Origin of the sequence: Spectribacter acetivorans (assembly GCF_031846305.1) — a bacterium.
Classification (GTDB): Bacteria; Pseudomonadota; Gammaproteobacteria; order Nevskiales; family Salinisphaeraceae; genus Spectribacter; species Spectribacter acetivorans.
Map to the genome: position 1 here is coordinate 42,261 of NZ_JAVRHY010000006.1, position 13,476 is coordinate 55,736.

At 62.3% G+C, this 13,476-nt stretch carries 11 protein-coding genes; 1 reads left to right on the top strand and 10 read right to left on the bottom strand.

Going from position 1 to position 13,476, the window contains the following annotated elements:
* Positions 1–59: 59 nt before the first annotated feature.
* From RM531_RS08315 to RM531_RS08345, 7 genes are all read right to left on the bottom strand, one after another.
* A complete protein-coding gene (locus RM531_RS08315; protein WP_311658600.1) occupies positions 60–1,109 on the bottom strand; it encodes a hypothetical protein in 1,050 nt (349 codons plus the stop codon).
* 104 nt (positions 1,110–1,213) lie between these two features.
* A complete protein-coding gene (locus tag RM531_RS08320; RefSeq protein ID WP_311658601.1) occupies positions 1,214–1,861 on the bottom strand; it encodes a hypothetical protein in 648 nt (215 codons plus the stop codon).
* Positions 1,862–2,017: 156 nt separating this feature from the next.
* Positions 2,018–2,461 (bottom strand): hypothetical protein, encoded by a 444-nt coding sequence (locus RM531_RS08325; RefSeq protein ID WP_311658602.1) that lies wholly within the window; start codon positions 2,459–2,461, stop codon positions 2,018–2,020.
* Positions 2,462–2,693: 232 nt separating this feature from the next.
* A complete protein-coding gene (locus RM531_RS08330) occupies positions 2,694–3,896 on the bottom strand; it encodes a DNA methyltransferase (protein ID WP_311658603.1) in 1,203 nt (400 codons plus the stop codon).
* A 44-nt stretch (positions 3,897–3,940) separates the two neighbouring features.
* Positions 3,941–5,779, bottom strand: coding sequence for a DNA cytosine methyltransferase (locus RM531_RS08335; protein WP_311658604.1), 1,839 nt, complete (start codon positions 5,777–5,779; stop codon positions 3,941–3,943).
* A complete protein-coding gene (locus RM531_RS08340) occupies positions 5,776–6,636 on the bottom strand; it encodes a hypothetical protein (RefSeq protein WP_311658605.1) in 861 nt (286 codons plus the stop codon). Before RM531_RS08340 ends, RM531_RS08335 begins: the two co-directional genes overlap by 4 nt.
* A gap of 106 nt (positions 6,637–6,742) precedes the next feature.
* Positions 6,743–7,633, bottom strand: coding sequence for a hypothetical protein (locus tag RM531_RS08345; protein ID WP_311658606.1), 891 nt, complete (start codon positions 7,631–7,633; stop codon positions 6,743–6,745).
* A gap of 99 nt (positions 7,634–7,732) precedes the next feature.
* On the opposite strand from RM531_RS08345, the gene RM531_RS08350 reads away from it, so the two are divergent.
* Positions 7,733–8,002 (top strand): hypothetical protein, encoded by a 270-nt coding sequence (locus RM531_RS08350; protein ID WP_311658607.1) that lies wholly within the window; start codon positions 7,733–7,735, stop codon positions 8,000–8,002.
* 452 nt (positions 8,003–8,454) lie between these two features.
* Here the strand turns inward: RM531_RS08350 and RM531_RS08355 are convergent, their stop codons facing one another.
* The 3 genes from RM531_RS08355 to RM531_RS08365 form a co-directional block, all read right to left on the bottom strand.
* Positions 8,455–9,540: a hypothetical protein gene (locus tag RM531_RS08355; protein ID WP_311658608.1), complete on the bottom strand. Its 1,086-nt coding sequence runs from the start codon at positions 9,538–9,540 to the stop codon at positions 8,455–8,457.
* Positions 9,541–9,603: 63 nt separating this feature from the next.
* Entirely contained in the window at positions 9,604–12,423 is a 2,820-nt protein-coding gene (locus tag RM531_RS08360) for a thrombospondin type 3 repeat-containing protein (RefSeq protein WP_311658609.1), read from the bottom strand.
* A 360-nt stretch (positions 12,424–12,783) separates the two neighbouring features.
* Positions 12,784–13,227: a hypothetical protein gene (locus RM531_RS08365; RefSeq protein ID WP_311658610.1), complete on the bottom strand. Its 444-nt coding sequence runs from the start codon at positions 13,225–13,227 to the stop codon at positions 12,784–12,786.
* Between the last annotated feature and the right edge of the window lie 249 nt (positions 13,228–13,476).

The following is a 13,476-nucleotide window of genomic DNA, read 5'->3' on the forward strand; positions in this document are numbered from 1 at the left end:
TTTCAAGCTCCAAAACTAAGGTTGTGTCTCTGACAGGAAGAATCGGCACCTAGATGGTCTCAAGCCTTATCAAGTGTCCTGGAATTTCCAGAAATGCAAGGCTGGCCTGGGAACCCATATTTTTTCTTCCAGCCAACCCATCTTTTTCGGTCGAAAGAGACACCCTTTTCCTCGGATTGAAGGAACTCACGGCGGCAAGCCATCGCGAGATTCGAGGTGAAGCTCTCCTGCTCATCGGTCACTGAGTCAACCGGCCCGATCTCGAATTCCAAGCGCCGACTCCGGCCATCAACCTTCACCGCGACCCCGTAGGTCACGATCATCTCCCCGGTTTTTGTCCGCCGTTTCAGAAACCGGCTGATACCTCCCTCACTTGGCCTTGTTCGTTGCCGGATGACACCCAACGACTTCAAATGCTCATCGCATCGAAACAACCAGAGCATGGCCGCTGCCCGGGCCACTGGGCTGCCGCCGTATTCCTTCCAGGCAAAGTATTTCGTCCAGCGGCGCCCACTTCGATTCAATGCGGCCTGCCACCCGTTATCCTGTATCTTGTTGATAGTCCCCGGGTGACCGATATTGGACAGCTCCAATGGTCCTGTCTTAGGCCTGCCTGCCTTCACCCCGAAGCTGAGCACCTCAACCCAGTCATCGGTCGACATCAGACCTTCATCACCCCAGAACCGGCGCCCCAGATCTCGACGCGCCTCCACGGCCTGGCGCAAGGCAGCCTGCCAGTTACCGACTTCGACCGGGAAACGACCCGCTGTAAGTTGTTTGCCGGTGGCATCGTAGCCCCACGCATGGAACCCCTTGATTTCGTTCTTGCCGACGATCATCCCGACCCCGGGCTCGTCCCACTGTGGCCGCGGGTCACAACCCTCCCGCTCAGCCACGGCGACAGCTTTTAGATAACGGGGCGGCAGTCGGTCATCTCGCCATGTTGTTGCAGCGCGAAGTGCGACGGCCGGCGCTCCATACTCCCGCACCGCGAACTCGCGCACCGTGGCATCCACGCACTTCGGCATAGCCAGGACATAGGCGGGGTCTGTTCCTCCCCGGAATCGGACGTAGCACTTTTCCGGCGGGGGCTCAGGGGCATCAATCATTGTCGTGGCATCGGTCGGTCATAGCCTGAAAGGCTAAGCCGACGATGCGACTCACTGCGCTCTAAAAGCCCGCCGAATCACGGCCCATACCAACGACTGCCCCGTTATTCGATATGTGTCTTGTGGCACAACAGCTTGATCGGGGTTACGCCCTCAGGGGAAACCACGCCATAGGGGGCAACCTCGGTTTGCCGCGGCGCCAGCCATGCGTCAAGCTCTGCCTGCGAGCCAAACGTGATTTCAACCGGCTTCTTGCCCTCGTACATCGCGTTTGTGAGCGGCTGCTCTTTCATTTCGGTCGGCGGAATCAACGCCCACATTCTTTCCCGGACAACGCTCGGGTCGCTTTCCTTCGACACAGATTCCAGCGTTTCCTGGAGCTCCATGTGGGTCAGGTATGGCTGCCCATCCGGGTTCGTTATCTGATAACCACTTTCCTTCATTCCCGGCCGCCACCAACGGGCTTCAGGGGGATACTCGTACTTCCCCTCCGATCCAGCGTCGTAAGCAACGCCGCAGGCCATGAGAACCTCTTCCACCCGCTTCAGCTCACCCATGTTTGCGCTCGGATCGCCGATCATGATGATCTCGCTTGTGCTCGGGTCGTCATCGATCCAGATGTCACAGGGTAGATCCAGATCAATCACCTCGGCTCGCTCGGCTTCAAATTCCTGCATCAGTGCTTGGACCACTGGCTCAATGGTCAGCGCAAGCCGGTGAAATCTCACCGAGCCATAGAATCGATCGCTCATATTGTTCCGTCTCCTAGCTTGATAGATGCGCCAAATGCGCACCCATCAATGATCCCCCGAACCGTGGAATTCGCAACGCCGCTTGCCATGAAAAGGCCGCCCGAAGGCGGCCTTGATTGAGTCATTGACGGCTATGCCTGCAACAGCCCACCGGCATCAGACCGTCTCGAAGAAGCTGCCGTCGTTTCCGATCTCCATCAGAGCTTCTCGCACCTGGCCATCGATCATTGGTGTGTCGCCAACCCGTTCGGCCAAACCGATCAGGTCACCGTCGTACATTTCCCGGGCGATTTCCCCGAGACTCATGTCCTGCCCGGCAGCCATACCCTTTCCGTAAACCGTCACCAGAATCCGGCTCCGGAATACCGTGTCTTCGCTGGCAGGGTTCAGCGCGATGTTGGTGAAGCGGCCGTCCTCCATCTCCGCGGCATCACGAACCCACTCGACACCCGCCATCTCGCCATAGAGCGTCTCGTACCGATACGCGGGCGTGTTACCAGCCTCCAGCCGGACCTTGTCCGGTGTGCCGGTGATGAGGTACACCTCACCCTTCCGGTGCTTCACCGTGTCCCCGACCTTGAAAAGCGGCTTGTCCGACATCCTCATCTCCTTGACTCGATCGCTCATATTGTTCCGTCTCCTAGCTTGATAGATGCGCCAAATGCGCACCCATCAATGATCCCCCGAACCGTGGAATTCGCAACGCCGCTTGCCACGAAAAAGGCCGCCCGAAGGCGGCCCTGATCGACGCCCTCTCCTGTCCTGATTGAGGCCCCATGCCGGGGCCACAGACAGAGTCACCCGGATGACCGAAACCGCAACCGCTGGCGACTTAGGCGGCCAAGCCGGTCAGGGCGTCGTTTCGCCAGAATCCCGGCTGCCCTTCAAAGCGAGTGCTTCCACCCAGCACGTACTCGCCGTATTGCTCGCAGGCAAGCCATCGCCGACCTGCCAGCTCGGCAGCCTTGGCCACCGACATCGAGCCCGCCATCGGGTCCATCACCAGATCGCCCCGCTCGGTCATGAACTCGATCAGGAATCGACAGAGAGACACCGGCATCGGCGCACCATGAACAGGAAGACCGAGCGCCTTGGCCGCAATCTTGTACGCTTTCTGGTCGGCGCATTGGTGGCCAAACGGCAGGACATTCTTCGGAATCCGACCGGCCGTCTGCCGCGCGTACGACCGGCCCGGCCGCAGCGAATAGGCGCCATCGGAGTGACGCTCATTGCGTTGCTCGCCGCCGGCGGCCATCAGCCTTGTCTGCCGTTCACGATGCGGCTGCAGCACTCTACGGTTATCCGAACGCACCTGGCTGGGGTCGTTTGTAAACCAAAGTACGGATTCGTAGGCTGTGTTGAGCTGACTCCGGTTCAAACTTGCCCACTGGACCGGCCCCGGCGGCTTGCTGTTGTTGAACCAGATCAGGCTGTCCATTTTCGACAACCCGAATCGATCATTCAGTGCCAGAGTCAGTCGCTCCTTGTACAGGCTGCGGGCCGGCGAGCCCGGCTGAAAGATGTCGTTTCCCAGTACAAGCATCAGGCTACCCCCGGGCGCAAGCTTGGCGATCACGCCTTCCAGCGTTGCACATAGCCAGTCTACGTATTCACCCTCTCTCACGTTCCCGTAGGCCCTTGTCTTGGCCAGCGGATATGGCGGCGAGGTCAACACCAGGGTGATGTCGGTCTCGAGCCCACCCACCACGTCGGTGCAATCTCCCCAGACACCGATCCCAAGCCGGGTCGAGAACGCCAGCAACGCCATGCCCTTTACTGGCCGGCGCAGCTTGGCCTTGCCTTCCGTCGTGAGCTGCCAGACCCCGCGTTCCACCCGTTCGAGCAGGCCGTTGACCTTGAGCGTCTGCTGCGCCCATCGGGCATGGCGAGTTGGCTTGCTCGCCTTGGTGCCTTTCTCGCCTACTGGCTCCGCCTCGACGAACAGGTCGAGCTGGACCCCAAGCTTTTCGGCAGTTCGCTCATAGAGCTGCTGGTTGCTCAGTGCTCCGCCGGCCTCGGCGTAGGCCTCAACCACGCAGCGTTCGATGTCGGGTCGGGCCAGCTCCTGTCGTGACGCCGTCATATCCCGTCCCCTATGTGCATCGGATCGACCGACAATGACGCCAGAAACGGCTGGACCCATACCGGCGTACTCGACAGCAACTGGCTCTGCCCTGTCCATGCCAGCAGTAGCGTCTGGCCCATCACCGAAGCAATCGCCGCTGCGGCCTGTGAGGGCACGGCATTACCGATGCGCTCTCGCCAGGCACCATCAGCCTGGCCGGTAAACGTAATCAGCGAGTCCGGGTCCACCAGGCCCTGCAGGGCGGCCAACTCCATCGTCGTGAACGGCCGGTGCCAGGTATTGTCCTCGGACAGGATCACGAACACGCCCCGGTCCTCTGGCGCCGGCTGTTCTACCGGCTGGGAGACACCGATCACGCGCGGATCGGCCACCGAGAAATACCCTCGGTCGTGCTTGGCACTGGCCGTAACCGACCCCGAGCTGTCTTGCCAATTCACCACGCCGTAGTGGCCGCCGGTCTGGTAATTCTGTCGCGTCGCGCCCCATGCCATACGCGGATCGGCCACCGAAATCCCCCCGGAGGTCGGCCCGCCACCGGCGGTCACCGCCGGCGAGGCGTCCTCCCACCGCACCACACGGTAGACGTTGTTGAAGCGTGCGCCCTTGTCACCAATGCGCGGGTCCGACACGCTGAAGCGTCCTTGTCCGGGCGAGCGTTGGCTGGTGATCGTTGGCGCTGCCTGGTCCCACCGGCACACGCCGTAAGCTCCGTAGCCCACGCCGGGCACGCGAGGATCGGCCACCGAGTAGCGCCCGCTGCCCGGCCCGGCCTTGCCGGTTACCGTGCCGCTCGTCTCGTGCCACCCCTTCACGCCGTACTGCCCGTAGTCCCCGGAGAAGCCGGTTCGCGGATCGGCCACCGAGAAACGCCCGCTTGCCGGGCGACCATTGCCGGTTACCGTCCCGGCGTTATCTTCCCAGCCGACCACCCCGTAGGCGCCGGCGTAATACCCTTGCTCCGGCATCAGGCACAGATCGGCAAGCTGTCCATTCTCGACCTTCAGACGTTCAAGCGAGCGCCAATCACCGCCGGCCTCGACCAGCGCCAGGCGCACCCATGTCTTCCACTGCAGTCGTCGCAGGCTATGCATCGGGCCGGCGGCCTCATCCCCCGGCATCGGTAGCGCGCTGAGCACCTCGCCCACGCCGCGCAGCCGGCGCTTGGGCGGCTCATACAGGAAGGGCGGCACTTTCTCTCGGTGACGCGCGACCAGCAGGAAACGCTTTCTCGACTGCGCCAGTCCGCCGATTTCGCCGCAGTCATGGGTGGTGCGCGCCACGGCATAGCCGTAGCTCTCCAGCAGGGCCTCGATTTTCTCAAGCAATGCGGACCCCCGATTCTGGATACGCGGCACATTCTCGAACAGCACAAACTCAGGCGGATCGTCCTGCCAGGCCTCCAGGGTCAGCCACACGCCCCGCAGCGTCAGTTCGTTGAGGGCCTGATAACGTGGGGATCCACTGCGCTTTTCGGGCAGCAGCCCGGACAGCCCCTTGCAGGGCGAGCTCGTGAAAACGATATGCGGACGCTCGTCGCCGGCCACGGCTCGGACATCGGCCGGGGTTACCTCCACCCAGTCCTCCGGCGGCGGGGCCTCGTGCCAGGCTTCGTATTGCGCCCGGCTGAACAGGTCCATCACCGCCCCCTTCACGCCCGTCAGCTTGCGAAAGTCATCCACCGCAGCCGGGTCGTTGTCGATGCCCCCAAGGCAGCGGAAATTCGCCTCCAGCGACCCCACCCGCGCCTGACCGGCATTGAACCCTCTGGCGCCACCGCCAATTCCGCAGAACAGGTGAAAGTGTCGAATCTCCACGCGCTGCCGGCGGTTCATTGGGATTCTCCGGCCAGGCGCACCATGAGCTTGGAGGCGTCGACATCCTTGTGCCGGAAACCACCATCGACGCCCCAGGTCGCCCCGATGACGACCTCGCCTGCCGCGTTGCACACCCCCTCGTTCTTGATATCAACCAGGCCGTCAAACGTGACCACCTTGATGACGGCATCGTCATTACCGCAATCGTCATTACCGCACAGGCAGACCTCAATGGCCTCGCCATTCTCCCGAGCGAATCGACCGACGTACTTCGAGTACGTATCCGCATCCACATCAGGCCAGTCAATCAACAGGGTTTCCGCCTCATCCCCCAGGCTGACGCGAAAACCCTCGTTGCTGCGTTCTGCCAATTCAGCACCGGCATGTTCGCGCTCGTGATAGATCGCATCCGGCGTGATAACGAACAGATCGGCTTCCCCCGGCAGGTTGGCCCCGCTTGCAGTCAGGGTCGGCTCTTCGGCTTCATCGATCAGGGAAAAGGACAGGTCAACCTCCCCGGGGTAGGGTTGGACGCCGATATCCTTGTCGTAGACCCACACCCAGGCCTGGACGTAAGTGCCGGGGTCATCGCCCTTGGATATACTCGCCCCCTCGTCCACTTCGATTTCGCCATCGCTCTGATAACGCTCGCGGGCGGTCTCGATGGCCGCCTCGTAATAGGCCTCGCAGAAGCCGCCGGCCGGATCACTCGCTCCGGCTACTTCGGCCCCGTTGGCGATTTCATCCATGATGTCAGTATTGGCTTCATCGAGCACGGAACGGACCCGGGCCTTGGCTTGCGCGAGGTCGCTGACCTCGATGGCCTCGCCCTGGATTTCGCCCAGAAGAATCCTGACTGCTTGCGTGAATTTCATGCTGCCCTCCTTGTTGCTGGGTCGCGGAACAGTCCGCTTCCTTCCAGACTAAGGAGGTATGCAGATATGCAACCGGCGGGCCACAGTGGGGCTTTGGTCCGGTGTGCTACTCGCAGACGACGGTCTTGCCCGAATCCACGCAGCCATCGATGAGGCCTTGATCGAGTAGCCAGGATTTCTTCGGCCAGTGCATGTCCACCCCCTGAAGCAACCGCTCATCCAATAGGGATCGCGGCACTCCTCGGCCCTCAGACATCATGCCCAGGATCATCGCGCGTACGGTCTCGCGCTTTTCGCCATCCACGCCCACGGTATTGGTCAGATCGTGGTAGCCAAGCCGGCCTTCTCCCTCGAGCACAACCCGGTCGAAAAATCCCGCCAGGAACGCACAGCTCGATGCACATCCCCCATCGACGATGACCTGCTCAACGCCGGCGCCAATGAGCACGGCGTAGGAGGTATCCAGGCTGTTGGCTATGCCGCCTTCATTGCCCCCCAGCCTCAGCGTATCCACCCGATCACTCCTGGACAGCAGCCTCAGCAGACGCTCATCCAGATCCTTGGGCATGGCGCCATCGATACGCACCTGTCCATCCTCGACGCTGATGACGTTCGCCCGAACCAGCTTGAGCTGCGTGTCCACATCGATCAGGTTCGCCGCGCCCGCCGCGTAACCCCCAGTGCCCATCACGGCCACGTACCACATCCACCACACCCGCCGACCCACCAACGGTGCGCCTTTCCCCCGCCAGGCCACGCGGAACATGGACGCAACCGCGCACATCGCCCCCAGCGAAAACCCCAGGACCAGAACCCAGCCCACGCCGGACATCGTCCACTGCAGCCACTGGTAGGCCCCAGGGGACCACTGGCCCACCTCGGGCGACCACTCACGTAGCGCAATCGGGAAAAACCCTGCCAGGCCGAGAAGGGCCAGAAGAATCCAGGTGACCCAGAACCAGAATTGATCGGCGCCCGTCAGGCGCGTGGCGCTCATGCCCGGCCTCGCCGGAATCCGTTGTCCGCGACCGTGACAGTAGGGGTGGTGGCGGCTGCAGGCCGCTTCATCAATTCAATCTGCACGGAGCGATACATCATGACCTGCAATCTGTCTGACGAAATCCATCAAGCCCTATCCGAGTCCATCAATCGGTCCTGCCCAGATCGCCGGAGCAGCGACGCACACATCGCGCTTGCCTTTGCCCTCTCTCGAATAACGGAAGACGTGATATCCGACCTTCTCAGCCATAGCACCGTGCTCGTCCCAGAATGGATCGACACGATGCGATCCTATCGCGATCATCTCATCGAGCTTGCCGAACAAATGGAACGACACGATCACTACCGCGATCGGTACGATCGTTAGGTCGCCGCCGTGAATCGAGCACGCGCCCCGCCTGGCCAGCCGGACACGCTTCTCACCGGCACCATGCGCTCACCCGGGGTCCCCGAATCAGGTCGGGTTTTGTCCCCGGCGTACCGCCGCCACCCTCAGGCAAGTCCAATCATCATGATTGCGGCGACTCCGTTCAGCGTTGACGCAATGGCAGCCCGCATGGGCCGAACTTTCCGCCCCCACAGCCAGTCTTGCACCCCGAATGCGATAGGCATCAGCGCCAAGACACCCATAAGGCAGGCCCCGATGAGGACAACGTGCTCCAAGGTCATGCTTGCAAAATCCATATCATTGATCCTCCTGGTACGGATATGCCCGAACTTACCCCAGCTACCCGAAAACGCAACGTCACTGTCCGATATAGACAAAAAAACCCGGCCGGATTACCGACCGGGTCTGTCGATGCCGCTTGCTCTGGGTGGTTACTGAACCCCGACAAGCACCTGATTGATCAAGCCGCCAGCCAGGGTATCGATAACGATTTGATCCCCGATGGGCTCAGGAAATGCCACGGTTTCGCTATCGTCCACCGGTGCCCCGGCATCCGACAATCCATCGGCGAGCATGTCACTGCTGTTCAGGTCCGACAGAAGATTGGTCAAGTCCGTCAGAAGCATCTGCAGCTCATCGTTCTCCAGCGGGTTTTCCGGCATCGGGATAAGATCCTGAAGATCGTCGATTCCACCCTGATCCGGCAGCAGACTTTCTAGCATTGCCAGAAGCCCCTCCAGCTCACCGCCTTCCAGCGGGTTTCCATCGTCTGGCGCCAGATCTTCGAGCATTCCGAGCAGTTCTTCGAGCTGCCCGGCGTCCAGCTCGCCCAGAAGGCCTTCCAGTGCGTCGGGGTTCAGGCTTTCTGTCAGCGCGGCCAGCAGTCCTTCCAGCTCTCCGCCTTCCAGCGGGTTCCCATCGGTAGGCAGCAGGTCTTCGAGCCCTTCCAGGTCATCAGCCCCGGGCAGGTTCTCCAGCGCATCTTCCAGCGCAGAGGCATCCAGCTCTCCGATCAGCCCTTCCAGCAGCATGGTCAGATCATCCGGCGCCAGACTTTCCTGAATCTGGGCAAGCAGCCCCTCGAGCTCGCCGCCGTCCAGCGGGTTGCCATCGTCTGGCGCCAGGTCTTCGAGCATGCCCAGCAGGTCTTCCAACTGCCCGGCATCCAGTTCGCCCAGAAGGCTTTCCAGTGCCTCGGGGTTCAGGCTTTCCGTCAGCGCGGCCACAAGTCCTTCCAGCTCTCCGCCTTCTAGCGGGCTGCCATCGGTAGGCAGCAGGTCCTCGAGCATCCCGGGGTCAAGCCCCTCGCCCAGCGCGCCCAGCAACCCCTCGAGTTCACTCGGACCCAACGGCCCGCCTTCCTCGGGGATCAGGCCTTCAAGTCCCTCGGTAAGCGGCGCCAGACCGTCCAGGCCATCAAGCAGACCTCCCAGGTCTTCTAGCGGGTTCTGAGCCTGCGCGGTGCCACAACACAGCGCCGCGCCGGCAACCCATCCCATCCAACTCATTTTCAGCATCACTATCTCCAGTTGAGAAAGCCCCGGCTGCCTGAAAGCAGCCGGGGCATTGCCGGTTGTGGCTTACTCGCTGTCAGCCACGCAGACGTTGAACACGTCCAGATTGTCGAGCGCGGACAGCCCGTCGGCGGCCAGCTCCACGCGCACCTGGTTGAAGGCGCCGCTGGTCTCGAAGCCCACCAGGACACCCTGAGGCGGCGCGGTGCTCAACAGATCCAGGCTCAGCGGCGCGCCGCCGATGGCGGTCGAATCGACCACATCCCCGTCGAGCAGCGTGGTCAGGTTCACCACCTTGCCCAGGCCTACCGAGAGCAGGTTGCCCGGATCGGCAATCACCACCCCGACCTCATCGCCGGCGGCAAACTCACGACTGCCGGCATTCACGGTCAGGAACACGCCACCGGATACCGCCACCGCGGTATTCAGGCGCGACGAATTGGCGAAGTCCTCGTCGATGACGTTGCCCGGGTTCTGCACGCTGCACAGCAGACAGCCACCCTGGCTACCACTATCAACGTCAACCATGGATCCGAACACCGGCAGGAACCGATCGGGACCGCAAGCGCCTACCAGCGCGGGGTCACACTTGTCGCCGATACCGTCTTCATTGCTATCCAGCTGACCCGGGTTCGGGGTGACCGGGCAGTTGTCCAGCAGGTCGTCGATACCGTCGCCGTCGCGGTCCTCGTCGCAGGCATCACCGATGGCGTCACCATCCTGGTCTTCCTGCGCGGCGTTGGGGATCAGCGGGCAGTTGTCTACCCCGTCGTCCACGCCGTCGCCGTCGGCATCCGAGTTGGCATCGCAGGCGTCACCCACGCCGTCGTTGTCGGCGTCCTCTTGAGCCGGGTTCGGATCAAGCGGGCAGTTGTCGATGTCGTTGTCAACGCCGTCGTTGTCCGCATCGGGGTCACAGACATCGCCGATGCCGTCGAGGTCAGCGTCCGCCTGATCGGCATTCGGGGTTGCCGGGCAGTTATCCAGCCCAACATCGACCCCGTCACCGTCCGCATCCGCGTCGCAGGCATCACCCATGCCGTCCTCATCGAAGTCGGCCTGATCGGCGTTGGCGATTGCCGGGCAGTTGTCGATATCGTCGGCCACACCATCCCCATCGCCGTCACCAACCGGCTGACAGGCGTCGCCGAATCCGTCCATGTTGGTATCGACCTGATCGGGGTTGGATACCGCCGGACAGTTGTCATCGCCGTCGATGACGCCATCACCATCGGTGTCCATACCCGGCGTGGGGTCACAGGCATCGCCGATGCCGTCGCCATCCAGATCATTCTGGTCCGGGTTGAACGTGGCGGGGCAGTTGTCCTCGCCGTCGGCAATCCCGTCGCCATCCCCATCCAGACCCGGCGTGGCGTCACACGCATCACCAGTACCGTCACCATCGGTGTCGGCCTGATCGGCATTGGCAATGGCCGGGCAGTTGTCATCACCGTCCGCGACACCGTCTCCGTCCATGTCCATCGGAGGCGGGTCATCGCAGGCGTTGCCAATGCCATCCAAGTCGTCATCGGCCTGATCCGGATTGGCCACTGCAGGGCAGTTGTCCGTGGCGTCTGGCGTTCCGTCGCCATCGGTATCCGTGGGCACCACGTCATTGTCACAGGCATTGCCCACGCCATCCATGTCGTCATCGGCCTGATCCGGGTTGGCGACCGCCGGACAGTTGTCGTCGGCATCAGCCACACCATCGCCGTCACCATCCAGACCCGGCGTCGGGTCACAGGCGTCGCCGATACCGTCGCCATCCGCGTCGTCCTGACCTGGGTTGTCATCGACCGGGCAGTTGTCCACGTCGTTGCCGGCGCCATCGCCGTCGACGTCGTCGTCACAGGCGTCACCGCGCCCGTCGTTGTCCAGGTCCATCTGATCGGGGTTGTCGACAAACGGGCAGTTGTCGTCGCCGTTGTTGACCAGGTCACCGTCGGCATCCATGTCGCAGACATCACCGGCGCCGTCGCCATCGAGATCTGCCTGCCCCGGGTTGCTCACCGTCGGGCAATTATCGAGATCGTTGGCAACCCCATCGCCGTCGTCATCCACCCCGTTGGGCGTTGGGTCACAGGCATCACCGATACCATCAAGGTCGGCGTCGTTCTGGTTGCCGTTGGCCGTGTCCGGGCAATTGTCGGCCGCATCAAGAACGCCGTCGCCGTCGCTGTCGTTCGGGTCGACCGGCACGAAGTCGCCGTCACAGGCGTTGCCAATGCCGTCCCCATCCGCATCCGCCTGTTCCGGGTTGAACACCATCGGACAGTTGTCGCCCTCATCGGCCACACCATCGCCATCAGTATCCACCGGGGTCACCACGGTGTCGCAGGCATCACCAATGCCATCGCCATCGCTGTCCGTTTGGTCCGGATTGCTCACCGCGGGGCAGTTGTCATTGTCGTTGGCCAGCCCATCGCCGTCGCTATCAACGTCGCCCGTGAAATCGTCGTCACAGGCGTCGCCGATCCCGTCGGTATCCACATCGCTCTGGGTCGGGTTTGCCACGCTCGGGCAGTTGTCGCCGGCGTTATTCACGCCGTCGCCGTCGGTATCGGTATCGCAGGCGTCACCGATGCCATCGCCGTCGGCATCACCTTGACCGCCATTGGGGACCGCCGGACAGTTGTCGGTGTCATTGTCGACCATGTCCCCATCGACATCGTCGTCACAGGCATCGCCCGTACCGTCGCTGTCCAGGTCGCCCTGGCCGTCGTTACTCACGTTCGGGCAGTTGTCGTCACCGTCGGCAATGCCGTCGGCGTCCTGGTCGGCCGTGGGGAAGCCTCCCCCATCATCCCCGCCGCCACTACTGCCGCCGCAGCCATACAGGCCCAGCGCCAGAGTCGACAGCAGAATGATCAGAAAACGATTCTTCATTGCTGATCTCCGTTCAGTTGATGTCACGCCTGAGGCCGGGCATATCCGGACACGACGCAGTTCCTAAGCAAGCCTTCGCTTGCTATGCCCTATGGAGATAACATCGAACGAAAGAACCGCAACGGCTTCGCCCGCCTCCAACTCCCTGGCAAACACCTGGCTATCCCTGCCCGGCGTATCTCCTACAAGCGCAGCCCTCTGGGCACGCGATGAATCACTTCAACGTGCAGCGGCAGGCAGGGGACGAGGTAGACCCAAACTTCCGTGCACAACGTCGCCGGCGCACTGCCGACCATCAGAACCTTCCGATCCCAGCGGGCACCCAGCACCCAGCTGGAGCGCAGCCACTGAATTCGTGCCTTAACGCGCATCGCCGCGCTCCCGTTGCCGCCGGGCTTGCCGCCAGACCTGCATGTAGTTGTCCACTGCCTGCTGTGAGGGCGCCTTCCAGCCACCGGCGAAACACAGCAGGTAGGCCGCCAGGCTCACCACGGCGCTGCTCGACCAGATGCCCTGCAGCTCTGCCTGGCCTTGGTGCATCAGAAGCTCAAATTGGCTCTGGATCGACGCGGTCCCCAGTCCGGACTCCAGAAAGATCAGGCCAGCCAGCACCATGGCGGGGACCATCAGGGCGGCAAAAACCAGCGCGCGGCATCCGAACATCGCCATGGATGCCATGTCGTGCAGTCGCCAGTCGGGGTGGGTTTGCCGATACCACGCGCTGAAGCGGTCCCGTTCTCGCTCTTCGTCGCGAGACAGCGCCGCTTTCTTTGCATCGCCGCGGTCAATGGTCAGGTCCAGCATGGCGAAAAACCTCGTGGTGTCGCAGAAATTGCGAAATGAAACCCATTGTTTCCCTGATGCTGTCGGGAGCGCGGCCATAAAGCGGCCTTCTTCTGCCGCCTTAAACAGTCCCGTCCAAAAAAAAGCCCGGCGGTGAAGCCGGGCGAGGAGAGGAGACAGTCCATTCAACATCGATACCGAAGATGCCGGCCTCAGAGGCCAATCAGGGAGAACAACACCCCTGAGGCCGGCTCGGTCGTCACAACGAGA

Excerpts from the sequence above, each read along its gene's own strand:
- RM531_RS08315 (WP_311658600.1), bottom strand. The coding sequence starts at position 1,109 with ATGATTGATGCCCCTGAGCCCCCGCCGGAAAAGTGCTACGTCCGATTC.
- RM531_RS08320 (WP_311658601.1), bottom strand. The coding sequence starts at position 1,861 with ATGAGCGATCGATTCTATGGCTCGGTGAGATTTCACCGGCTTGCGCTG.
- RM531_RS08325 (WP_311658602.1), bottom strand. The coding sequence starts at position 2,461 with ATGTCGGACAAGCCGCTTTTCAAGGTCGGGGACACGGTGAAGCACCGG.
- RM531_RS08335 (WP_311658604.1), bottom strand. The coding sequence starts at position 5,779 with ATGAACCGCCGGCAGCGCGTGGAGATTCGACACTTTCACCTGTTCTGC.
- RM531_RS08340 (WP_311658605.1), bottom strand. The coding sequence starts at position 6,636 with ATGAAATTCACGCAAGCAGTCAGGATTCTTCTGGGCGAAATCCAGGGC.
- RM531_RS08345 (WP_311658606.1), bottom strand. The coding sequence starts at position 7,633 with ATGAGCGCCACGCGCCTGACGGGCGCCGATCAATTCTGGTTCTGGGTC.
- RM531_RS08350 (WP_311658607.1), top strand. The coding sequence starts at position 7,733 with ATGACCTGCAATCTGTCTGACGAAATCCATCAAGCCCTATCCGAGTCC.
- RM531_RS08355 (WP_311658608.1), bottom strand. The coding sequence starts at position 9,540 with ATGCTGAAAATGAGTTGGATGGGATGGGTTGCCGGCGCGGCGCTGTGT.
- RM531_RS08360 (WP_311658609.1), bottom strand. The coding sequence starts at position 12,423 with ATGAAGAATCGTTTTCTGATCATTCTGCTGTCGACTCTGGCGCTGGGC.
- RM531_RS08365 (WP_311658610.1), bottom strand. The coding sequence starts at position 13,227 with ATGCTGGACCTGACCATTGACCGCGGCGATGCAAAGAAAGCGGCGCTG.